The sequence below is a fragment of the Flavobacterium cupreum genome (genome assembly GCF_003996965.1).
Lineage (GTDB): Bacteria > Bacteroidota > Bacteroidia > Flavobacteriales > Flavobacteriaceae > Flavobacterium > Flavobacterium cupreum.
The window spans coordinates 317,837-341,169 of record NZ_QWDM01000007.1; the positions used below are offsets into that span (position 1 = coordinate 317,837).

At 38.8% G+C, this 23,333-nt stretch carries 27 protein-coding genes; 20 read left to right on the plus strand and 7 right to left on the minus strand.

Annotated elements, in window-relative coordinates; translation table 11 throughout:
• Positions 1-133: 133 nt before the first annotated feature.
• Complete coding sequence (locus D0817_RS13205; protein ID WP_161568434.1) at positions 134-1,486, plus strand: TlpA family protein disulfide reductase; 1,353 nt, start codon at positions 134-136, stop codon at positions 1,484-1,486.
• A gap of 96 nt (positions 1,487-1,582) precedes the next feature.
• Here D0817_RS13205 and D0817_RS13210 read toward each other — a convergent pair whose 3' ends face one another.
• Positions 1,583-2,260, minus strand: a complete 678-nt coding sequence (locus D0817_RS13210) for a YceI family protein (RefSeq protein WP_127338841.1) — start codon at positions 2,258-2,260, stop codon at positions 1,583-1,585.
• A gap of 388 nt (positions 2,261-2,648) precedes the next feature.
• On the opposite strand from D0817_RS13210, the gene D0817_RS13215 reads away from it, so the two are divergent.
• The 16 genes from D0817_RS13215 to D0817_RS13285 all read left to right on the plus strand — a co-directional run bounded on the left by D0817_RS13215 (position 2,649) and on the right by D0817_RS13285 (position 16,311).
• Entirely contained in the window at positions 2,649-3,485 is an 837-nt protein-coding gene (locus D0817_RS13215) for an STAS domain-containing protein (protein WP_127338842.1), read from the plus strand.
• 16 nt (positions 3,486-3,501) lie between these two features.
• Complete coding sequence (locus D0817_RS13220; protein WP_127338843.1) at positions 3,502-3,900, plus strand: STAS domain-containing protein; 399 nt, start codon at positions 3,502-3,504, stop codon at positions 3,898-3,900.
• Positions 3,881-4,297, plus strand: coding sequence for an anti-sigma regulatory factor (locus tag D0817_RS13225; protein ID WP_127338844.1), 417 nt, complete (start codon positions 3,881-3,883; stop codon positions 4,295-4,297). The genes D0817_RS13220 and D0817_RS13225 overlap by 20 nt, the downstream gene beginning before the upstream one ends.
• Entirely contained in the window at positions 4,290-5,303 is a 1,014-nt protein-coding gene (locus D0817_RS13230; RefSeq protein WP_127338845.1) for an ATP-binding protein, read from the plus strand. The genes D0817_RS13225 and D0817_RS13230 overlap by 8 nt, the downstream gene beginning before the upstream one ends.
• Positions 5,304-5,308: 5 nt before the next feature.
• Positions 5,309-6,931, plus strand: coding sequence for a sensor histidine kinase (locus D0817_RS13235; RefSeq protein WP_127338846.1), 1,623 nt, complete (start codon positions 5,309-5,311; stop codon positions 6,929-6,931).
• A 424-nt stretch (positions 6,932-7,355) separates the two neighbouring features.
• Complete coding sequence (locus D0817_RS13240) at positions 7,356-8,129, plus strand: alpha/beta fold hydrolase (protein ID WP_127338847.1); 774 nt, start codon at positions 7,356-7,358, stop codon at positions 8,127-8,129.
• A 74-nt stretch (positions 8,130-8,203) separates the two neighbouring features.
• A complete protein-coding gene (locus D0817_RS13245) occupies positions 8,204-8,986 on the plus strand; it encodes an alpha/beta fold hydrolase (RefSeq protein WP_202866477.1) in 783 nt (260 codons plus the stop codon).
• Between the two features lie 26 nt (positions 8,987-9,012).
• Positions 9,013-9,810 carry an alpha/beta fold hydrolase gene (locus D0817_RS13250; protein ID WP_127338849.1) on the plus strand — a complete coding sequence of 266 codons (798 nt, stop codon included), beginning with the start codon at positions 9,013-9,015 and terminating at the stop codon, positions 9,808-9,810.
• A gap of 128 nt (positions 9,811-9,938) precedes the next feature.
• On the plus strand, positions 9,939-10,805 hold the full coding sequence (locus tag D0817_RS13255; protein WP_127338850.1) for an alpha/beta fold hydrolase: 867 nt from the start codon (positions 9,939-9,941) through the stop codon (positions 10,803-10,805).
• A 256-nt stretch (positions 10,806-11,061) separates the two neighbouring features.
• Positions 11,062-11,643 carry a Crp/Fnr family transcriptional regulator gene (locus D0817_RS13260; RefSeq protein WP_127338851.1) on the plus strand — a complete coding sequence of 194 codons (582 nt, stop codon included), beginning with the start codon at positions 11,062-11,064 and terminating at the stop codon, positions 11,641-11,643.
• A 40-nt stretch (positions 11,644-11,683) separates the two neighbouring features.
• The gene (locus D0817_RS13265) at positions 11,684-13,198 is read left to right on the plus strand and encodes a S10 family peptidase (RefSeq protein WP_127338852.1); all 1,515 of its coding nucleotides are present in this window, start codon (positions 11,684-11,686) and stop codon (positions 13,196-13,198) included.
• 209 nt (positions 13,199-13,407) lie between these two features.
• Positions 13,408-14,223 carry a helix-turn-helix transcriptional regulator gene (locus D0817_RS13270; protein WP_127338853.1) on the plus strand — a complete coding sequence of 272 codons (816 nt, stop codon included), beginning with the start codon at positions 13,408-13,410 and terminating at the stop codon, positions 14,221-14,223.
• A gap of 94 nt (positions 14,224-14,317) precedes the next feature.
• Positions 14,318-14,818 (plus strand): YbhB/YbcL family Raf kinase inhibitor-like protein, encoded by a 501-nt coding sequence (locus D0817_RS13275; protein WP_127338854.1) that lies wholly within the window; start codon positions 14,318-14,320, stop codon positions 14,816-14,818.
• Positions 14,819-14,830: 12 nt separating this feature from the next.
• Positions 14,831-15,355: a DinB family protein gene (locus D0817_RS13280; RefSeq protein WP_127338855.1), complete on the plus strand. Its 525-nt coding sequence runs from the start codon at positions 14,831-14,833 to the stop codon at positions 15,353-15,355.
• 189 nt (positions 15,356-15,544) lie between these two features.
• Positions 15,545-15,709: a hypothetical protein gene (locus D0817_RS26020; RefSeq protein WP_167470944.1), complete on the plus strand. Its 165-nt coding sequence runs from the start codon at positions 15,545-15,547 to the stop codon at positions 15,707-15,709.
• 98 nt (positions 15,710-15,807) lie between these two features.
• Positions 15,808-16,311 carry a PRC-barrel domain-containing protein gene (locus D0817_RS13285; protein ID WP_127338856.1) on the plus strand — a complete coding sequence of 168 codons (504 nt, stop codon included), beginning with the start codon at positions 15,808-15,810 and terminating at the stop codon, positions 16,309-16,311.
• A 129-nt stretch (positions 16,312-16,440) separates the two neighbouring features.
• Here the strand turns inward: D0817_RS13285 and D0817_RS13290 are convergent, their stop codons facing one another.
• From D0817_RS13290 to D0817_RS13300, 3 genes are read right to left on the minus strand one after another with little or no spacing between them, the layout of a single operon-like run.
• Entirely contained in the window at positions 16,441-17,205 is a 765-nt protein-coding gene (locus D0817_RS13290; RefSeq protein WP_127338857.1) for a glucose 1-dehydrogenase, read from the minus strand.
• 36 nt (positions 17,206-17,241) lie between these two features.
• A complete protein-coding gene (locus D0817_RS13295; RefSeq protein ID WP_127338858.1) occupies positions 17,242-18,000 on the minus strand; it encodes an SDR family NAD(P)-dependent oxidoreductase in 759 nt (252 codons plus the stop codon).
• Between the two features lie 21 nt (positions 18,001-18,021).
• A complete protein-coding gene (locus D0817_RS13300) occupies positions 18,022-18,669 on the minus strand; it encodes an NADPH-dependent F420 reductase (RefSeq protein ID WP_127338859.1) in 648 nt (215 codons plus the stop codon).
• A 71-nt stretch (positions 18,670-18,740) separates the two neighbouring features.
• Here D0817_RS13300 and D0817_RS13305 point away from each other — a divergent pair, with 71 nt between their 5' ends.
• The 3 genes from D0817_RS13305 to D0817_RS13315 all read left to right on the plus strand — a co-directional run bounded on the left by D0817_RS13305 (position 18,741) and on the right by D0817_RS13315 (position 20,512).
• On the plus strand, positions 18,741-19,082 hold the full coding sequence (locus D0817_RS13305; protein ID WP_127338860.1) for a winged helix-turn-helix transcriptional regulator: 342 nt from the start codon (positions 18,741-18,743) through the stop codon (positions 19,080-19,082).
• Positions 19,083-19,185: 103 nt separating this feature from the next.
• Positions 19,186-19,800 (plus strand): Crp/Fnr family transcriptional regulator, encoded by a 615-nt coding sequence (locus D0817_RS13310; RefSeq protein WP_127338861.1) that lies wholly within the window; start codon positions 19,186-19,188, stop codon positions 19,798-19,800.
• Positions 19,801-20,023: 223 nt separating this feature from the next.
• Complete coding sequence (locus tag D0817_RS13315) at positions 20,024-20,512, plus strand: ester cyclase (protein ID WP_127338862.1); 489 nt, start codon at positions 20,024-20,026, stop codon at positions 20,510-20,512.
• Positions 20,513-20,563: 51 nt separating this feature from the next.
• On the opposite strand, the gene D0817_RS13320 is transcribed toward D0817_RS13315, so the two are convergent.
• The 3 genes from D0817_RS13320 to D0817_RS13330 all read right to left on the minus strand — a co-directional run bounded on the left by D0817_RS13320 (position 20,564) and on the right by D0817_RS13330 (position 23,182).
• Positions 20,564-21,484 carry an AraC family transcriptional regulator gene (locus D0817_RS13320; RefSeq protein ID WP_127338863.1) on the minus strand — a complete coding sequence of 307 codons (921 nt, stop codon included), beginning with the start codon at positions 21,482-21,484 and terminating at the stop codon, positions 20,564-20,566.
• A gap of 30 nt (positions 21,485-21,514) precedes the next feature.
• Positions 21,515-22,210, minus strand: coding sequence for a ferredoxin reductase domain-containing protein (locus D0817_RS13325; protein WP_127338864.1), 696 nt, complete (start codon positions 22,208-22,210; stop codon positions 21,515-21,517).
• 66 nt (positions 22,211-22,276) lie between these two features.
• The gene (locus D0817_RS13330; protein WP_127338865.1) at positions 22,277-23,182 is read right to left on the minus strand and encodes an NmrA family NAD(P)-binding protein; all 906 of its coding nucleotides are present in this window, start codon (positions 23,180-23,182) and stop codon (positions 22,277-22,279) included.
• Positions 23,183-23,333 lie beyond the last annotated feature (151 nt).

Consider the following 23,333-nt stretch of genomic DNA (forward strand, 5'->3'; position numbering starts at 1 on the left):
ATAGTGTATTTTTGATATTTCATTTTAGAGCTGAGGTTCAGCATTTATAGTTGGAATGATATGCAGCGGCACATATCATTGTGATTTTTTGGAGTTGCCTGAATTTAATTTTAATCCTTTTAATTCGTATGAAATGCTAAAGAAAATCGTTCTGTTATCTGGTTTGTTTTTATTGTTTGGTTATCAGTATGAACCGGACACCAACTTTGTAATTGATATGAAACAGGTCACTAACGATACCTTAAATCTCAATTTTTCGTATGTAAGCACCGAACTGATTTCATTAGACAGAACGCCTATTTTTAAAGAAAAAGTAATAAAAAATTATATTGGGGTTCCCGCGCATGATTCCATACAATATTATGGTAATTTTCAGGAAACACTCCAATTTTTCTACGATTTATATAAGGCAAAGGAATATGATAAAAAAGATTTTCTGGAATTAGTAAACAAAATTCATTTAGATACATTGCGATTCTCGAATAAACCTGTAAAACAAGGATTTATTTCGATTGTTGGATTTTACAAAAACAGACAATTTATAATGGCAGATTTCAATAGAAATCAGGATTTTAGTGATGATATTAAATATGAATTTGACATCAATTTCAGAAATAAATCGATTGCAGAGAACTTAGAAAGTATCAATAAATTACCTAAAAGTGACTACTATTATGAATCCCATTCCAAAGGAAGGATTCAGACGTACAAAAGAAAAATTGTCTTATTTCCTTGTGCCAACAGCTATGACCGCAAAATAATAATAACTGATAAGGAAGCAAAATATCTTTCCGGTTTTAGATTTAAGGATTATTGGCAGGGCGAACAAATTTTAAACCAGACCGTTTACGATTTTTCTTATCAGGCACTTGATAATACATTTGGCGCGATCTACATTAAGCCAAAAAACGTTTCCTTCAGAAAAGATGAAATTTTTAATTCGCAATTCATGCACTTCACAGAAGATACTATTGCGCTTGGTGACGGTTATTACAAAATAGACAGCATCAACAGAAAGATATCTAAATTATATCTTAGAAAAATAAAGAGCAAAGAAGAAAAATACGGTCAATGGGTCGGGAAGTATTTTGAAAACAGGATCATTGAAGATTTGGATAACGGAACTTTTAGTACCGATGTCGTCATTAAAGAAAAGAAGTATACCCTAATTGATTTTTGGGGCACCTGGTGTGGACCTTGTCTGGATATGACTCCGCGTTTAGTGGCCCTGCACAATAAATATCCTGAAAAATTGAGTATCATTAGTATCGCCAACGATCAGGATAAAAATGTGGTGAAACAATATGCTAAGAAAAGTAAAATGAACTGGACACATGGCTTTGTGGATGGCAGAAAGAACAACAGAATTTATACGGACCTGGCCTTGCAGAGATATCCAACATTTATTTTAGTGGATTCAGAAGGGAAAATTTTATTGAGAGGCGGTCAGGAAGAATTTAATAAAATTGAACATCTGATAAAGTAAGATATAAATAACAATACAAAACAAAAAATCCACTTTTAGTAAAGTGGATTTTTGATTCGATATACGGAAATTATTATGTAATGAACCGTGAGTCTTTTATTTTTTTCCTGCGGTTACATCGATACCAATCTCGATATCCTTACTGATCATCCATTCTGCCGGATCAGCTTCAGAAGCACCAAACTTAATATCCCAGTCGGTACGGTTAACCGTAAATTTAGCCTTTAGCGTGGCGGTGCCGTCTGCTACAGTAACATTTGCAGGGAAAGTAACATTCACTACTTTACCTTTAAGAGTAAGGTTACCGCTTACCGTTTTATTAGCACCTTCTACAGCATCTTTTGCAGGAGTAGCTAAGTTTGTAACGCTTGTAATTTTAAAGTCAGCTGTTGGATTTTTCGTCACGTCAAAAAAGTCAGCGTTTTTTAAGTGTGCTTCCAGTTCTGAATATTTTTTATCTTTTTCAGTAACCGATGCGGGATCCACTTTAATAGACGTCATATCAATTACAAAATCGCCTGCTGTCAGTTCATTGGCTTCCACAGAAACTTCACCTGATTTAATGGCAAGTGTTCCCCAGCGAGGTGCAAAACCTCCTTTGTGAAAGGCTTTCCAGTCTACTTTTGATGTTTCCAGGTTTACGGCCAGTACTTCTCCTTTTTTTTCGGCAACCTTTTGTTCTTCGCCTGTTGTGGTTTCGTCAGCGGTTTTTTTACCACATGCCGTTAAAAATAAAGTAACAGCGAACAAGGTTAATACACTCGTTTTTTTCATTTGTTTACGTTTAAAGATTTGTTAATGACTGCGTCTTTATTTAATACAAAGTTCAGGGATTAAAGAAAGACAGGTTATAGTAATCGGAAATTTAGTGATAATTTCAGAATTATCACCGAACGTAAATAGATAAATTTTCAAAACCGGATACCCGGATCGCTTTTTACTCAGGCATTAGTCCGGATCCCCTAGGGAAAATCAGGAAAAAATAGTGCCGGCCCGAAATTTTTATGCTCCCCAGCAGGAATAATAATTATTTCTAACAATTAGATGCCTGATTATCAGTATTTTTTTTATAATTCACAAATTTGTCTTTTTAGTAAATCTTTTCTCATTTTACTATTTTTAAAACCCTATATTTGTTAGTAAAATTACAAAATCAGAACAAATGCAAAATAACTTTTTAGGAGGCTTAAAAGAGCACGAAAATAGATTACTAACAGTATGGTCACAACTTCTTATCGAAAGCGGATCTGATGATGGTGCAGTTGAAGAAGAAGAATCTAAGGAATTTGCTTCCCTCTTTTTAAGTGCACTGGCAACATTAAACGGCAGATTTCAGGATTCTCAGGAATTTGAAAAGGTAGAAGATCTTATTGTCGGAATTTCGACTTCAAGAGGAAAACGCGGTTTTTCACCAAGGGAAAACGCACAATACCTTACGACTTTCAAACAGGCATCGTCGCAAATTCTTTCGGAACTGATCACAGATTCTGAAAATTTGTATCAGGCTAATTTAGAGCTGAATGCCATAATAGATAATATGACTATTATGACTTTCGAAGCTTTCATGAGAGGAAGAGAAGATATTATATCAAGACAGGTAGATGAAATTAGCGAAATCTCGACTCCGGTGATCACCGTGTGGGAGGGTATCGTTGCATTGCCAATTATCGGGACACTTGATAGTTCCAGAACACAGATTGTAATGGAGAACCTGCTTCAGCAGATTGTTGATACGGGAAGTTCAATTGCGATTCTCGATATTTCGGGTGTTCCTGCAGTAGACTCGCTTGTGGCGCAGCATCTTATAAAAACGGTTAGTGCAACACGTTTAATGGGGGCTGAATGTATCATTAGCGGTATTCGTCCGGAAATTGCACAGACAGTAGTGCACTTAGGAATAGATCTTACCGGTATTATTACGAAAGCATCCCTGGCAAGTGCACTTAAAACTGCATTTGATATGTTGCAGCTTACTGTTGTTAAAAGAAAATTAGTTTAAGATTTTAAATAATGATATGGAGAGAATTCCTATACTAAAAATGGGCGATTTTCTGCTTGTTACCATACAAGTAGATTTGTACGACCAACTGGCAGAAAATCTTGAATCGGATTTAATTAACACCATAAGTAAACATAGTTCCAAAGGTGTTTTAATTGATATATCGGCGGTTTCTATAATCGATTCTTTCATGGGGCGGATTTTAGGAAATATTGCGGTCATGTCAAAAATAATGGATGCGCAAACCGTCGTTGTAGGAATGCAGCCGGCTGTAGCGATTACACTTGTTGAACTTGGATTGTCCCTAAACGGAGTTATAAGTGCCCTGAATGTTGAAAAAGGCATGGATCTACTGCGCTCAAAAATGCATACTAGCGATAATGAAGAGCAGGATTATGACGACGATAACGAATAGTAAAGAAGAAGCCTTAATTATAAGAGAACAAGATGTGGTGCCTTTACGCAACCGTGTAAAAGAGTATGGTGTAAAAATTGGCATGAGCATCCTGAACCAGACCAAATTAATTACGGCTACCAGCGAACTTGTTCGTAATCTGCTTAAATACGGCGGAGGCGGAAAAGTCATCATTGAATCGGTTAGTAATGGCCGTGACAATGGTGTACGGGTCACTTTTATCGATAATGGTCCCGGAATAGCCGATTTGTCATTGGCTATGAAAGACGGGTACAGCACCGGGAAAAGCTTAGGTTTAGGACTACCCGGTACCAAAAGACTCGTCAATGAATTTGATATCAAAACAGAACTGGGTAACGGTACCACCGTTACTATAACAAAATGGAAAAATGGATAATACGTTTTCCAGTTATAAAATTGACGATCGCAGCCTGATTGCTTTTATAAAGAGAGAAATACATAACCTTGCACTTCACATAGGATTTACACCCCACCGCGCTGCTGAAACTGACATCATAGTTGCAGAATTAACCTCCAATCTCATTAAATATGCGAAGGGAGGAGAACTCCTGTACAGAGCGAACCTGGAAGAAAAACATAATGTAATCGAAATATACTGCCTGGATAAAGGTGTTGGGTTCGAAAATCTTGCCAAAATAATGAATGACGGCTATTCGTCATCCAATACACTGGGACACGGATTGGGCTCTATCAAAAGACTGAGTACTGATTTTCAGATTTATTCCATGAAAAACTGGGGATGTGTGCAGTACATCAAAATTGCCGAAAGATCTGATTTGCCTTTGCCTCCTTTACAAAACGGTTTAAATTATGCCGCAATTGCGGTCAACTACCCGGGAGAAAAGTTCTGTGGCGACGGCTATCATATTAAGTCATCCAAAAAAGGTTTCCAAATATTTTTAGGGGACGGTTTAGGGCATGGTGAAAATGCAAATGAAGCCGTACAATTAGCCATTAAAGCCTTTAAGCAGTCCATAGAAACAGAACCTTCTGAAATTCTAAGGGATATCCATACAGCAGTAAAAAAGAGCAGGGGGCTTGTGGGAACGATCGCCACTGTTGATTATAAATCAGATGTATGGAGTATATGCGGAATTGGCAATATCAGTACCCGTATTTATGACGGACTGGAAAATAAAACCTATACACCTTACAACGGAATTATCGGACATAATATTCCCCGTACCCTCAACAACACTATTGTACCTTACAAAAAACATCAGATTATTGTGATGCACAGTGATGGATTGCGTACCAGATGGAACATGAACGAAATGACGTCAATAGTAAAACAACATTCGGGTGTAATTGCATCCGCTATTTTTAAGGAAAATATCAGAGGAACTGATGATGCCTCTATTCTTGTAGGTAAAATAATCTAAGCACCATGAAAGAGATCATAAAAATAAATCTTGATAACGAGATGGACCTGATTCTTGCCCACAAGCGCTGTATGAAAATTGCCGAAATGTGCGGGATGCCCTCTTCTTTTCAGACAAGGTTTTCTACAGCGGTATCCGAAATTGCCAGATGTTCGATTGCTAAGGGGAAAGATTCAGTGCTGGTGATTGGCATTCATATTACAAAAGCAACCCAAAAGGAAATCCTGGCGATCATTACAGACAGTATTGACTTGAAAAGTTGTAATCCGGAAGCATTTAACTACGCTTCAAAAATTTCCGGCAATATTGAATACAGTTTCAAAGGAAATCAGTCGACTACCCGAATAAGCCAGCAGGTACTGTCGCCCGGACTGCTGTCGGAAACGAAAATAAAATCCCTCATTGATTATTTTAAGTTTGAGCCGCCTTTATCTCCGTATGATGAGATTAGAAAGAAAAATATTGAACTAATCGCGCTTTCAGAAAAATTAATTGAAAGCGAAAACAGGTACCGAAAATTAGCCAACACAATTCCGATTTTGATTTGTGAGGTCAATGATCGCAATAAGGTATTGCTGTATAACGAATCATTACTGCATTATTTAAAAGTACCGCTGCAGACATTTGAAAGAAAAAGCCTGACGGTTTTTATTCATCCTGAAGACATGGAAGTAATTTTAGAGGGCTGGGAAAAAGCAAAAGCAAACCAATCTTCCTTTTCAGGTGAAATCAGAATTAATAATAGCGGGACTTACATCTGGCACCTGGTGACCATGATTCCGAATAAATCAGAAGATGGCTCCTTTAACAGCTGGCTGGTTTATTTTGTAGATATTAACGCGCAAAAACTGGTGGTGGAGACCCTCAAGGATAATACGCAGCTAAAAATGACCCAGCGTGAATTAGAAAGCGCCAACTCCAAATTGGTTTTTAAAAATAAGGAGTTAGAGCAGTTTGCCTATATTGCCAGTCATGACCTTCAGGAACCGCTGCGCAAAATTATGATTATGATTTCCCGTGCCAGCGAGAATTTATCCGAAGAACAGAAAAAGGATTATTATTTTGACCGGATTGCCTTGTCGGCAACGCGGTTATCAGATTTGATTACTGACGTTCTTAATTATTCAAGAATCGACAATAACAAACATTTTTTTGGCGAAGTAGACCTTAATGATATCATTGCCGAAATTTTAGGCGATTTAAGCATGATCATCGAAGAGAAAAGCGCGCTCATCACTATTGAACCTTTACCGCAGGTTTTGGGGCTAAATACGCAGCTGCGCCAGTTGTTTTATAATCTGGTAAACAATTCGCTTAAATTTAATACTACTGTACCATCAGTAACCATTTCGGCTACACTTGTGCCGGAAGACAACAATCCATTGGTTTTGTCAGGCGATTACGATATCATCTCTATTGCCGATAATGGTATTGGTATTGAAAGCCAATATTCAAACCGCATCTTTAATATGTTCCAGCGCCTGCATGAAAGAGACCAGTATGGCGGCAACGGAATAGGTCTCGCCCTGTGCCAGCGTATTATCGAAAACCATAACGGGATTATTAATTTTACCAGCACACCCGGCGAAGGCACTATTTTTTGGATATATCTGCCAAAACAGCAGTAGTGATATTCAGCGGTAGTAAACCGTTTATAAAGTTCCGGAATGTACAGCCTGAATTTTATCCACCCATAAAAAAAAGCATTTTTTGATGCAATTCCGTTTTCCTGCAGCTCCTATAGTTGCTAAGCCTGTTTTACTTTAGTAAATTCAGGCCTTTCTGCCTATTCTAAAGTTAGGGTTTCCAATAGGGGAGCTCTACCATTGCAATCCAAAAAAATCTTTTTAAAATAGTATTTCTCTGGTTGTTTTATCAAACAGCTCTTCCTGCTATTGAGATAAACGGAGTATAACAGCCCGGTTTATTTTTTCTTAATTTTTGAAATTGAATTATAAATAAAAAATGAAACGGATTTTCATTACTTGCCGCAAGACAAGTTTTGCAGGTTTTATTCGCACTTTCTTTGCATAGTATTAAACAAATCATATTATGCAAAACGAAAAAAACAACACGCAGGAGGAATTAAATTCCTCATTATCTAAGAGTAAAAATACTATTGTCATTGTCCATGGAGCATGGTCCTCTGCAAATGACTGGCATCATGTTGCCGGCTATCTTACAGCTGAAAACATTAACCTTATCACTGTAAATCTTCCGGGTCATGGTACTGATCAGACCCCTGTATCGAATATTACATTACAGCTTTATGTATATGAAGTTTTAAAAGCGATTGGCGATGCAACTGATGTTACCCTTGTTGGTCACAGTTTCGGTGGGATAGTAGTAAGTGAAGTGGCAGAGTTAATTGCCCCGCAGATAAAAAAACTAATTTACATTGCCGCCTTTGTTCCTAAAAATGGAGACAGCTTATTATCACTTGCACAAACGGACTCAGAGAGTCACATTGGTAAAAATCTTATTGTAGATGAGCTGGCGGGAGTAGCCCGTATAACAAAAGAGGCAATTACAGACGTTTTTTTAGCAGATGCCCCAAAACCGGTGGCAGAATATGTAACCAATAATCTGAGACCAGAACCTTCAGCCCCGTTATCTACTCCGGTCACCTTATCTGATACTAATTTCGGTACCGTTAATAAGGTATATGTTCACAGTCTTAATGACCATACAATAGGCTATTCACTTCAGCAAAAAATGGTAAAAGAGGCAGGAATTTTAAGAACTTATTCGCTTCCTTCCAGCCACACACCATTTATAGTATTTCCTCAAATACTATCCGCAATTATAACGCTGGAAGCTAAATAAAACACATCTCAAAATATAAATAACACTTAATTATTACAATCATGAAAAAATTAAAATTAATTCAACTTCTCGTTGTGGCCTGTATCTTCATCTCAGCATCCTGTTCAAATGACGATAAACAGCCAGAAAACCCAAAAAATTATGTCCTTGTTCACGGAGCATGGCAGGCTCCTTATGCATGGCAGGCCGTAAAAGGTAACCTTGAAAAACAGGGTAATAAAGTAATTGTTGTGGAGTTGCCGGGTCATGGCAATGATAATACTTCTCCAGCTGCAATAACGCTCGATGTTTATAAACAGAAGGTAATGGATGCACTCTCCACAATAGATGGAAAAGTGATCTTAGTAGGCCATAGCCTGGGCGGCATGATCATTTCATCGGTGGCGGAAGCGGTGCCTGCGAAAATTGAAAAACTGGTTTACGTGGCTGCTTATTTACCAGAGTCAGGTCAGAATTTAGATCAGTTATCACATATGGATCCAGATTCTCAGCTTGGAATCAAGGGTAATCTAATTTTTAATGATAATGGTACTATAGATGTAAAAGCAGATCAGATCGTTAATCTGTTTATTCAGGACGGCAGTCCGGAAATTCAAAACCTCGTAGTAAAGAATTATCGAACAGAGCCATTAACTCCGTTTATTAACCCTGTAGTACTAACGGAGCAAAATTTTGGATCAGTTAAAAAAGCATACATCAAAACGTTACAGGATCATGTTGTATCGCCTTATCTGCAAAATAAAATGATTGAAACCGGTAAAGTCAAATCTGTATACGAGATCAATACAGGACATAGTCCATTCCTTTCACAGCCCGACGAGTTGTCATCGATATTGACAAAAATAGCAAACAACTAAATAGTAACAAGTAACAAATATACATCATGAAAAATTCAATTTTAACACTGGCAATACTATTACTTACCACGCTTACAGCTTTATCCCAAACAAACAAAGCGCAAAATACAAATACAATTGTAATCATCCACGGAGCATGGTCATCGTCAAACGATTGGCAGCACGTTTCAGAAGACCTGACTGCTGGTGGCAATTCGGTTATTTCCGTTAACCTTCCCGGGCACGGAAGCGATAATACCCCAATCCCAGTGATTAGCTTAAAGCTGTATGTGGACGAAGTTAAAAAAGCCATTGGAGACAAACAAAATATTATACTGGTTGGGCACAGCTTTGGCGGAATTGTAGCAAGCCAGGTTGCAGAAGAGATTGCGCCTCAGATAAAAAAGATTATTTACATTGCGGCATACGTTCCGAAAAATGGAGAAAGCCTGTTGTCTCTTGCAAAAACGGATGCAGAGAGCCATGTTGGTAAAAACCTTATTGTAGAAGAAAAAGCTGGGATTGCAACTATAAAAAAAGAAGGTATTGCCGATGTTTTTCTGGCCGATGCTCCTGCCAGGGTAGCCGAATATGTAAGCAATAATTTAAAACCGGAACCCTTAGCTCCCTTAGCTGCTCCGGTAACTTTGACTGAAGGCAAATTTGGAAAAATAAATAAAGTGTTTGTTTACAGCCTAAATGACCATACAATAGGCTATTCACTTCAGCAAAAAATGGCGAAAGATGCCGGTATAAAAAGACTATATGCGCTTCCGTCAAGCCATACACCTTTTATCATGTTCCCGCATGTTTTGGCTCAAATCATAGCTTTGGAAGCAAAATAAGTAGAGTTTAGTACTAAATAAAAAAACAACAGAGGTAAGGATCATTGTAATGAGTACTAATACTGCATTGAATTTTCACAGCAATACAATGGTTCTTACTTTAAATCATTAAATAAAAATTAAAAGAAATGGAAACGAAAGAAAATATTTTCGCATCAGAAGAATTTACCCATAAGACAGCACCAACAAAAAAGATAAACGTAAACGGAAGCGATTTTACCTACCGCTCTTTCGGCAAAAAGGAAGGTATACCGGTTATATTTTTACAACATTTTACGGGCAACATGGATAATTGGGATCCTGAAGTTACAAATGCAATTGCCAGTAAATATCCTGTAATACTGTTTAACAATAAAGGAGTGGGCAGTTCTGAAGGGGCTACTCCGGATAATGTACTGGCAATGGCACAAGATGCTGTCGATTTTATCCGCACATTAGGATACAATAAAGTTAACCTTTTAGGTTTCTCACTTGGCGGTTTCATCGGACAACAAATAGCCGCAGACTATCCGGAACTTGTACATAAGCTTATACTGGCCGGTACAGGATCTATAGGCGGAAAAGCGATCGCACAATTAGAATCACATTTGGAAAAAGCTTTTGTTGACGGACCTGACAGAGTATTGATCAATCTTTTTTTCAGCAAAACGCCAGGCAGTATCAAAGCTGGTGAAGCTTTTTTAGAAAGATTGGGAGAAAGAAAACTAGACAGGGATTTACCAACCAGTCAGGATACAATTGAAAGTCAGGCCAGAGCCATAATAGGCTACGGTTTAGCGACAGATGAAGGCAACAAACAGCTAAAGTCTATTAAGCAGCCTGTACTTATTGTGAATGGGAGTGACGATACTATGGTCGATTCGATCAATTCATACATAATGCTTCAGCACATTCCAGACGCAAAACTGGTACTTTGGAGTGATTCAGGCCATGGGGGAATTTTTCAGTATGCAGGAGATTTTGCTCAGGAAGCAAACGCATTTTTACTGAATTAAGATCAAATTGCAATGCTGTAATTATACGAATTTATCAATTGAAAAACCGATTGTCGACTGTTGGCAGAAGTAATTTTTTTTCTATTTGAATAACAAAAAAATTACAAATGTTTTAGATGATAATACACCAATGGCCGGTAATCGTTTTTTTTTAACTGATTTAGAATTGTGTTTTACCTAATTATTACGAATTGATTAATTTTGACATATAACGGTCTTAAAGAAACTATTGCTTATACTATTAATAACAAAATAAATGGACAAACAGGGACTAAAAAATTACATTATAAAAAATTTGCCATTTCCAGATCAGACTTTAGATCATGTGGTAGAATATTTTGAAGAGATTACGATTTCAAAAGACGAGTTTTTTCTTAAGGAAGGAAAAATAAATGAGCACTATTTCTTTTTGCAGAGTGGTTTTATGAGAGCGTTTACCTATGACAACAACGGAAATGAAATAACGACCAATTTTTATCAAAAAGACAGTGTGGTATTCGAAGTTTCATCATTTTATTTAAAAACCAAATCAACTGAGAATATTCAGGCGGTTACAGATTGCAGGGGGTATGCCATCAGCTACGAACAATTAAATTTATTGTTACATGATATTCCTGAATTTAGGGCATATGGGGTAAAAATGCTGGCGAGAGAATATGTATTGTATAAGAAAAGAACATTAGACCTGATTAATCTTAGTGGTGAAGCCCGGTATGAGAATCTTATCACGACCAATAAAGAAGTATTTCAGTTTGCCCAGCTCAAACAAATCGCTTCTTATCTAAATGTTACGGACACTTCATTAAGCCGGATTAGACGGGAGTTTTTAAAAAAATAAACCTGATTTTTAGTACTCACTTCAAATAAATAATTGTCAAATGCCGAATGCCGCCAGATTCTTTTTAGTTACGGTCTTTTCTTTCTTTTCCATATTCCTTTTTAGTCAGGAAAATACAGTAAAGGCTAGCGAACAGCTTTTCTTCAATACAAAACACACCATTGCTATTAATGGAAAACCTATACGTTTCACTGCAATTGCAGATGAAATATACCTTAAAAACGATGACAATAAAATTATAGCCAGTGTATTTAGTTTTTCCTATATCAGGAAAAGTAAAAGTAACGAAGTCAGACCTGTTGTTTTTGTATTTAATGGTGGTCCTGGATCATCATCCATCTGGCTGCATCTGAGCAGTATTGCACCGTGGAAAGTAAAACTGACTCCGGAAATTAATTCATCTAACATACCTCCGTTTGGGTTAGAAGATAATACCAACTGTTTGCTCGATGTAGCAGATCTGGTATTTATTGATCCTGTGGGTACAGGTTTCAGTCGTGTCATTTCTCCGGGTACTCCGCAGGATTTTTACGGAGTAGATCAGGATGCTGAATCGATGGCGCAATTTATAGAAAAGTGGTTAATTAAAAACAATAGGTGGAATTCGCCCAAATTTCTTATCGGGGAAAGTTACGGAAGCCAACGCGTTTCAGTTCTTCCCAGAGCACTTATGGGCGGGGTAATGTATGCTGGTGTAATGAGGGGCATCACACTAAATGGAATTATTATGTTGGGAACCACTCTAGAATCGCCTTTAAAAAAGATTACAGTTGATGCCAAATTAGAAAGAGCAGCTTCATTACTGCCAACATTAGCAAAAACAGCCTGGTACTATAATAAAGTAGACAAAACCTTATATTCTTACGAGGAATTTCAAAAAGAAATTGCAGCATTTTCAGCAAAAGACTATTTCGATGCACTTGTATTGGAGCAGCAGCAAAAACTTTCGGTAATGGAAAGGAATGGTATCGTTGACAAACTTTGCAGATACACAGGACTCCCTGCAGATTTTTTTTCGTCGGCACTTGAAATAGCGCCAAAAATTTTCGCAGACCGCCTTCTGGCTAAGGAAAATCTGCAGATTGGACTATATGATACAAGATACACCCTTCCGCTTGAACATTCCGGGAATGATCCGGTTGCCGACGATCCGTCAATGGCGAGGTATGTTCCCGGATTTACTGCGGCATTTAGAGAGATGCTCGCTTCAAAATTAAAGATTGATATTCAGGATCCGTATAAAACAATTGACTGGAAAAATATTTCGTTCCAATGGCAGTGGTCGCGAAAAGAGACCAAAGAAGGCCCTGATTTTACAGACGACTTAAATGTGGTCTTACGCAGAACTCCAAATCTAAAAGTATTTATAGCGGCAGGAAGTTATGATTTGTCCACCCCGGCAGGCTATGCAAGAAATACGACCGAAAACGCGCATTTTTCTGCAGACAGAGTCATTTTTAAAGAGTATGAATCAGGTCATATGCTATATTTAGGCAGCACAGGAAAATTATTTAGTGACGATTTACGATCGTTTATCTTAAGTAGTTCTAAATGAAAATCTTAATTTTCAGCTGATGCCCTATTTTCGTTTAACTTTTTAAAGATATAATTCTAGCTATAAACGGTACCACAAACCACGTTTCAAAGGAACAATCATTCCATCCGAATTATTGTTACATTTGTGTTGCCCGAATCCTGTTGCCGGTTCATTTTTGAAAATACACAAACAATGGCTACAATATGCAATCTGCGAATTAAGATAATATGACAGATCCACTTTCTATCATTAGGTATAACACTGATATCATTAGTATTAATTCTAAGATCAGGTTAGATCAAAATTTATTTAGCTTTTTGCTGGAAGGCCGGAAAAGTGTGCAATATGCGGGAACAAAAGCAGAAATAAATTCAGATCAGTTTTTCCTGCTTTCAGCGGGGAACTGCCTGATGAGCGAAAAAATTGCTGCACCAAACGGACGCTACAGAAGCATTTTGTTGTTTTTTGACCAGCAGTTGCTGGCTGACTTTTTCATTCGCCACCCTCAGAAAAAGCATATTTTGGCAGATATAAAAAAGAAAGATCCTTTTTTAGTATTTGAAAAAGATGCCTTCCTGACCAATTTTACGGATTCTTTAAGCGTAATGCTAGCATCAGGCCAGCCATTATCGCTTCAAATGCAAAAACTCAAATTAGAAGAATTGCTTTTATACCTATCCGAGCACTATCCCCTGAAAATCGGGGAGCTTCGGAACTTTAGCGAGAGGGCAGACGATGAGGTGCTGATCCGTCAGGCAGTCACAGGGAATATTGATAATTTTATTACTGTTGAAGAACTGGCTTTCCTGTGCCATATGAGCCTGTCAACATTTAAACGGCGCTTCGCTAAAATTTTTAATACCACACCCAATAAGTGGCTCCTCGAAAAGAGGATGGAAAAAGCTGCCTATTTACTGCAACAGCGTGATTGCAAAGTAAGTGAGATTTATGTAGAATTAGGCTATGAAAATCTTTCCAGTTTCATTCAGTCTTTTAAGCAAATACACGGACTTACACCCAAGCAATACCAATTAGCACATTGAACGTTTAGCAATACTTTTTGAACGTCAAGCTCTATACTAATGCCATTCTTCGGAAGTACTTTTGAATAAAATTCAAATACTTATAAATACGATTATGGAAACAGTACAAAAAACATTTACTTTAAAAAGTACAGAGCTGGGAGGGCAATTGCTGATTAATCATTTTGCCAGTGGAATGGGATTTTCCGGTAAAAATCAATCGCCTCAACTTTATTGGGAAAATGTTCCCCGCGAAACAAAGAGCTTTGCCATAACGATGTATGATCTGGATGCCCCGACAGGCAGTGGCTTTTGGCACTGGGTAGTTTTTAATATTCCCTCTACTGTACAGGAAATTCCATCAGATGCAGGAAATCCGGAGAAAAACTTACTTCCTGATGGTGCTGTACAAAGTAATACAGACATGGGTTTTCCGGGTTATGCAGGCGCAGCTCCCCCCGAAGGTCCTGCACATCGTTATCTTATTACGGTTTATGCAGTAGACAAAATACTCGAACTCGATAAAAACGCAACTCCGGCTTTTGTTGGCTTCAATATGCATTTCGCAGCCCTTGCTAAAGCCTCACTGTTATTTTATGGAAAAAATAATAATTAATTTGATTTTCCAATGAATACAAACTATTTTAAAATACTAGCGGATTATACTATTTGGGCAGATACCATAGTCATAGGATGGTTAAACCAGTTGAATGAAGAGCAGTGGAATCAAAGCAGGACCAGCAGCTTTAGCAGTATTAAACAAACAGCCCTTCATATTGCCAGTGCTGAGAAAGTATGGATAGATTTCTGGAATAATGAGCCAACGCCTGTTTTTTTGGCAGCTCATTTTACAGGCACTACAAAAGAGCTGACAACGATATGGGAAGAAGCATCCGCAGGCATGAAAAAAATCATTGAGGAATGTCCGGAAGAGGAGTACACCAGAGACGTCATTTTTAGTTACCCGCGTGGGGGAAACGGAAAAATGGAATTTTGGCAGACAGTTTCCCATATTGTCAATCACTCTACCTATCATCGCGGGCAATTGGTAACCTTATTACGTCAGGCGGGATTTACAAATCTTTCCTCCATCGATCTGGCGACCTATTTTATTCTGAATCAGGGCGAAAAAAGCATGGTAAAAACGGATTGAAAAAGTAACCGTGATTGTATCGTAAAACTTATTTAACGGAAATTAATTTTTCATAAGTTCTTTCAAATTAGAATTTTAGCCTGCTGGGAATTGTATAACTTCTAACCGAAATTTAATACTTCATAATTTCTCCTCATTTGTACCTTTAATTTAAAGTTAAAACGTTTATTATTTAAAAAAAAATAAGTTATGGCAGAAATTAAAATTGAGAAAAAGAAGCCGGTATGGCCATGGATTGTTGTACTGCTGTTAATTGCGGCAATTGTATATTTCATCTTTTTCAGAGATAACACGACTCAGGTTGAAAACGGCGTAGAAATCGAAAACACTACAAGTACAGATACTGTAAATTAACGACGAAACTGCAAGAGCCGGGGGAGCAAACCTAGTCCGGTATTCCTGCAGTCAGACGCAGACAAAAAACTAAATTATAATATTAAAAAAAAGAAGGTATGGAAAATAAAGATAGAAACTTATACAGACTGGACGAACTTTCTGATTATAAAATCGCCTCAAACTATTCTGATGTAAGGGGATGGAAAATCGTTGATGCTGACAACCGTACAATAGGTACCATTGATAATCTTTGGGTAAATAAAGACATGCAGCGTGTGGTATACCTGGATGTAAATGTAGATAAAGGATTAATAGACGACAGCCGAAATGAAGTGCATGATGCAATAGCAAGCGACAGGAATGAGTTTATCTATAAAGACGGAGACAGCCATATTATTATACCAATCGGATCTGTAAGCATTAATAAAGACACCAAAATTGTCATGGCCAACAGCATAGGATACAATACCTTTAGAAGCACGAGCCGCTACAACACTCAGCACAATTTTGACAGAAATTACGAGAGAAGAGTAATGAAATCCTACTACCCTGAAAATAATTCAGGCGTTGATACGGATGATGATACGTTTTACAACCGCAGGGAATTTGACAATCACTAAATACTATAGTGCGCAATGAAATATTTTGCAGCAGTAAAGCAAAAAAGATCAAACGTTTAAAAATGTTTGATCTTTTTTATTTTAGGAAAATCCTACTGAAGAGGATAGGAACGAATAATAATCAATAATTTACTTCGCCAAATAGCTTAGGCCACCATCAACAAGAATCTCTGTACCAAGCAAAAACGAAGAATCGTCAGATGCCAGGAAAACTGCTGTTTTACCAATGTCAGAGGGTTGTCCAATCCTGCCAATGGGCATTACACCCGCCCAGTAATTTTTTACAGCCTCCAGTTGTTCGGCGGGAACAAACTTGTCAAATACAGGTGTATCTGTTGTGCCCGGTGAGATCACGTTGACTCTGATTCTCCTGTCTAAAAGATCATTTGAAAATCCTTTTGCAAAGTGAATCACAGCTGCCTTGGTAGCACCATACAATGAAAATGAAGCGTAGGCCCGATGTGCTGCATTCGACCCGATCAGAATAATAGAACCGCCATCATTCATATAAGGCAGGCCTTTATGCACCGTGAAGTATACACTTTTCAGGTTTAAATCTATCGTCTTGTCAAAATCGGCTTCGCCAATATCTGCCACCGTACCAAATGCTGCTCCTGTAACGGCACCTCCTGCGTTGGCTACAATTACGTCTATTTTGCCAAATTTTTCAGCTGTTATAGCAAACACTCTTTCTAAGTCAGCCAGGTTTGTGACATCAGCATTGATGGCTGTAAAATTTTCGCCAAGCAAAGCAACAGAACTGTCCAGGGTTTCCTGGTTTCTCCCGACGATTACCCCTTTGGCGCCTTCATTTTTAAATTCACTGGCAATACCAAAACCAATGCCGCTATTACCACCTGTAATTACGACTACTTTATTTTTTAATTTACTCATCTTATTTATTGAATTAAATCTGTTATTTATAAAAATTTAAAAACCATACAAACCGCCCGAAACGGAAATATTCTCTCCCGTAATCCAGGCTGCATCATCGGAAGCCAGAAATACGGCCGCTTTCGAAACATCTTCGGGCTGCCCTCTGCGGCCCAGCGGCGTATTGGTAATAAACATTTTCTCGGCATCACTGCCGGTAGTCACACCTGCATTGGTGGCACCTTCTGTTTCGGTAGCACCCGGCAAAATAGAATTGACACGAATGTTTTTTGCACCAAGTTCTTTCGACAATGAAATCGTGATGGCATTTATTGCTGCTTTGGTTGCAGAATACAACAAAACTCCGGCCATCGGCAGTTTACCGGCAACAGAACTGATGTTGATGATACTGCCGCCCTGATCACTAAACAGCGGCAGGGATTTTTGTATCGCCAGTGTAGTCCCCAAAACATTGGTATCGAAATGCTTGTGGAAATTTTCTACCGAAACCTCTTCAATCGGTAAATATTGCTGATGGGCGGCATTGTTCACCAAAATATCCACTTTGCCAAAAGCTTTCCTGGTTTCTTCGAATAATCGGATGACATCGGCTTCTTTTGAAATATCGCCCTGTACCGAAATAGCAATTCCTCCCTTGTCTGTGATTGTCTTCACTAATTTATCTGCCGCTTCTTTGCTGGAAGCATAATTTATGACAACGCTTGCGCCTTCTGCGGCAAAGTGTTTGGCGATAGCTGCCCCTATTCCTTTTGAACCACCTGTAATTACGGCTACTTTATTTTTTAACTTGCTCATTTTTTTAATTCTTTAATATTATTATTTTACTTTGATAAGATTTAATGTTGGTAATGGTCCACCCGGGAATCGTTGTAGTTTTCCGCCTTCATGAAGGCTGCCCAGATCAATACCGGCAAATCCGATGCGAGTAATAATGCCTGAAACAACAGCTTTTGCATCACCGTCATTTCCGGAATAGAAAATCACTCGGTTTCCGCCACCCACATTTGGATTTTCTGCTAATACATTGGCATATAAAGTGTTGAATGCTTTAACCACTTTGGCACCTTTTGCCCATTGGCCTACTATTTCGCTGGATGTTTTTGAACCCTCTGCTGCTAGCACAAATTCGGGCAGACTGGCATTGGTTACGTCAATCAGAATTTTGCCTTCCAGTGAAACGGCAGCTAGTGCTTCTTGTGCGTGTTCCCACCGAACGGCAAGAAAAACCACATCGGCTTTGGCTGCTTCCTGTGCTGAACCTGCGATTATGCTGCCACCCAGCTTTTCGACTTTTTCCTGAAGCGAATCGGCACCACGGCTGTTGCTGATCACGACTTCATAACCTGCTTCGGTTACATGTTTTGCGATTGTTGTGCCGATAGATCCGGCACCTATAATTCCTATTTTCATCTTTTTTAATTTAATTGTTGAACTTTTTTTACTTTTGTTACGCAAAGATACCATCAATAGTATATATTTGTAACTGTTATAGTTTATTCTGGTTACTAACAGGTAACTACAAAATTTTTAAAAATATGAGAGACGATAAATTTTGCAATTCAAATTGCCCGTTTACAAGAGCTATTGGTACAATTGGGAATAAATGGAAACCGATTATTATAAATGTAATGGGCACCCGTACCATTCGTTTTGGTCAGTTAGATGCCATCGTGCCGCACATTTCCAGAAAAGTATTAACCGAACAGCTGAAAGAGCTGGAGCAAGACGGAATACTGGAAAGACTGGCTTATAAGGAATTACCGCCAAGAGTAGAATACAGGTTGTCTGAAAGAGGACTGGCATTTCTTCCGATCTTAGAATCGATTAAAGAATGGCAGGCTAAATTTGAGATATTTTCACCGGTGGAGCATAATTAATCCGGCTCTACTTGATTTTTTTCCGGTAAAATCTGTAGCAGCCCGACTTTAAAATTTTCTGTGATAAAGCAAAATTTGATACATGACTGATCTTTAAAACCATATGTCCACTCAGAAACTTATAACGTACTTTAATAACTTGCTTCCTTTAAGCGACGAAGAAGGTGATGCTGTAGCCAGTGTTGCTATGGAAAGGAAAATTAAACGCAGGCAATTTATTTTACAGGAAGGCGATCGTTGCAGGCATTACACTTTTATTGTAAGCGGGTGTTTTAAAATGTATAGCGTTGACGCTGTCGGCAAAGAACACAATGTACAGTTTGGAACAGAAAATGAATGGCTAACCGATATGGCCAGCTTTCATTCTGTTAAACCCGCTGACTTTAAAAATCCCAACGCCGGAATTCCCAGCAAATTATTTATTGAGGCAATAGAGCCCTCGGTTATTATCCAGATCGAACGCACGGATTTGGTTTTTCTGTTTGAGCACTATCCCAAATTCAACAGGATTTTCAGGGTAATAACGGAAAATAATTTTATTGAACTACAAAACAGGGTACTGCAAAATATCAGTACTACAGCAGAACAGCGTTATTCTGCCTTTCTGATGCAGTATCCGGATCTTTCCCAAAGGCTTCCTAATACGCAAATCGCATCATTTCTTGGCATTACGCCGGAATTTCTGAGTACGATCAGGAAAACCATTGGCAGTAAATAGCCTCAGCCTTAAACTATCTTAAGCTCATTTCTTAAACTTCCTTATGGGCTGATTCCTAAAGTTAATCCAACCTTTGTGTTATCATTATGGATACATATTTGGACAAAATGAACGGAACAGCTCCACTCGCGCTACACTACAAAACCAATGATCTGCGAAAAGATTCCGGCTGAAAATCCGGAAAATCTAATGAAGAACTATTGCTGCACTAAATTAAAATACCATGAAAAATATAAGTATAACGCTATTGGCAGTAGTAATCCTTACGGGCTGTCAGGTACAAAATCAAAAACATAAAAAAGAAAATACGATGACTACAGAAGAAAACAAACAACTGGTGATCCGATTCAACAAAGAATTTTTTGAATCAGGAAACACCGCAATTACAAAAGAACTTTTGGCAGATTCCTTTACCAATCACACCGCACCACCCAATGCGCCAACAAATGCAGGTCCAATGATTCAATTCATAACCGGGTTTCACAAAGGTTTTTCGAATGTCTCCGTGCAGATTAACGAAGTCATAGCCGAAGGAGATAAAGTATCATTGCGCAAAACAATAACGGCGACCCATACCGGTGAATTTATGGGAAAATCGGCCACCGGAAAAAAAGTGGAAATGAATGTCATTGAAATTGATATCCTTAAGGACGGTAAGATAACAGACCACTGGAGCAAAAATGATTTTATGCAGGCTGTGCAGGGGCTTTAAAAAAGAAAACCCAATAGTTTGCCGGAAGCTATTGATTTTTTTTATAAAATATCAGTTCAGGCTTTGCCGAAATTCCTGCGGCGACTGTTTGGTCTTAACCTTAAATAGTTTGGTCAGCGACTGCGGATGTTCAAATCCTAATGCATAAGCAATCTCGCTTATGGATAAATCTGTGGTGGCCAATTTTTCCTTCGCTTTATCGATAACCTTATCCTGAATAAGCTGTTGTGTCGTTTGTCCGGTGACGTTTTTAAGCAAACGGCTTAAGTAATTGGGCGAAACATTCAATTTGGCTGCGATGTACTGTACCGTAGGTAATCCGGACAGCAGCAGGCTTTCATCATCATAATAATCCTGTAATAACTTTTCCAGTTTGTCGAGAATCTTGTGGTTTGCGATTTTTCTCGTGATAAACTGCCGTTCATAAAACCGTTCGCAATAGCTCAGCATGGTTTCGATATGCGAAAGAATAATGCTTTGGCTGAACTTATCAATATTCGCGTGGTATTCCTGACGGATATGATTGATAATTCCGGTGATGGTCGTTTCCTCTTTATCCGAAAGAAACAAGGCTTCACTAACCGAATAGTCAAAGAAATCGTATTGCCTGATGATTTTTGAGAGTCCGCCAGTCCATAAAAAATCGGGATGAATCAATAACATCCATCCTGATTTTTCAGTACTTATTCCTGCATCGGCCTCGATCCTGAAAACCTGGTTGGGCGAAATGAAAAACATAATGCCTTCATCAAAATCATATTGTTGCTGGCCGTATTTCAGTTTTCCATTGATTCCTCTCTTAAGCGAAATCTGGTAGAAATCCAATATCCAGTTGACGTCGCCGATATCGGCAGGCCTTACAATATCATTATAATTTACTACGCTAATCAACGGATGCTCCGGTTTGGGCAAACCGCGCAGGCGATGGAATTCGCTAATCGTTTTTATTCTTTGTGTCTGCCTTTGTTCCATGATGTACAAATTTAAAGATTGATTTTTGCTTTACTGCCAAAAACCTTTAGATTTTATGCGGCTGCCGCCAATACCGTGTGTGTGGAGTAATTTTCGCAGCGATACAATGAGTTTTGCATTGCCCACAAGGTAAAAGATGCAGTCTTCAATTTTATAACGATTATCAAGAATCCATTTGTCGGTTTGTGTGTGTATTTCTGTGTATGCTGTTGTGGGTTGTAAAGGCAGCCACGCACAATTTTCGCTAAAAGCGGCTGCTGTTATCGCGTCATTAAAATTGATAAAGCCACTGATTTCCGTATCCTGCTGTGCCAGCTGTTGTAAAGCGCAAAAGTGCCCAATAGCCGTCTGGTCGCCCAGAAAAACAAGGTGACTGCCCAGTGGGTAATGCTTTTCACTTTCAATTTTCATATAATGAAAAGCGTTTCCCTCCACTTGATCTTTTGCCCAGCTGCTGCCCGGCCCGGCATGGCCGGTGTCAATATATAAAGTGCAGATTTTTTCTGCTGCGTCCCAGATTGCCGGCGTGTAGTCTGTATAATGCAGGGGAGAAATCCGGCATTTTATAGCTTGTGCCGTATCCCATTTTTCAAAATTTACCTGGGGCAGCGAAACATCTATCTCATAAAACGGGCCGCCGTGCCATTGGCGAACCGCCATTATTTGTCCCGATTTAACGAAAAGCTTTTCTACCGGAGATAGTGCATTGCTGTAAGTTGTTTCCATATTCTGATTTTTTTTTAAAAGCCATGAGTACCCTATTTCATAGTAAGGTACTCACGGCTTTATTCATTATTCGCGGTGGTACGCAATAGCAAATTCCTTCGCGAAGTCCTCCAGTTTTACCTTACCGAGAACCGGTTTGTTGCGGTAAAAATCTTCATACAAGGCTCCGGTACCCTGGCTGGCCTGCAGTTCTGTAAAGCCTTTCGCCACCTGCGGATTAAAGCCAATGTTCAGCCAGTTCGTTAAAAGTTCCTCGTCCGGAATCACTTTCCATTCCAGATCGGGTTTTCCGATAGCTTGTCCGAGTGCTTTGGCAATTTGGTTTGGCGATACTTCGTCGCTCGCCACGTAGCGAACCGTCCTGTCCTGAAAAGGCTGGTCCATTTCTTCCGAAATAACACTCGCGATATCGAGTGGTGACACCCACGGTTCCGGTGTATCGCCGCCATAGTTGGAAATAATGGAACCCTTAAACCTGATGGTCGGAATAAAAGAAAACATGTTGATGTAAAAACCAACAGGGCGTATAAATTTGATCGCCACATCTTCCGGAAGCTGGCGCAGCAACTGTTCGATATTGTAGTGGAAAAGCAAAATTCCGATGCCTTTGTCGGTGTGGGCACCAATACTGCTTAAATGCACGACTTTCTTTACGCCCGATTTTTCAACGGCTTCCTTGTAGCTGCTTCCGATTTTCCCGATGGTTTCAATAAAATCGACCTCCTGATCAAACATATCACCTGCGGCTTCCATGGTTTCCATCAAAAAAACAATGTCCGCACCTGTAAATGTTGTGGTCAAAAACCCGGCATCAAACATACTGCCTAGGGCTGCGGTCGCGCCTAAAGCCTCTATAGCCTGTATTCTTTCAGCATTGCTGCTGATTACTGTTACCGCATGTCCTTTTTGGACAAGTTCTGTGGCCAGTGGTTTCCCGATATTCCCTAAAGATCCTGTTAAAACGATTTTCATTTTTTTTACTGTTTTTTGTTATACTGCAAATTCCGGTTATATTGATCACCCCATTCCGTTTTAAAGTGAGCACCTGATTCCAGTTCAAAATGACCACCTAATTCCGGTGCAAAGTGAGCACCTCCGTTTTGATTAAAAACTATATTTTTTC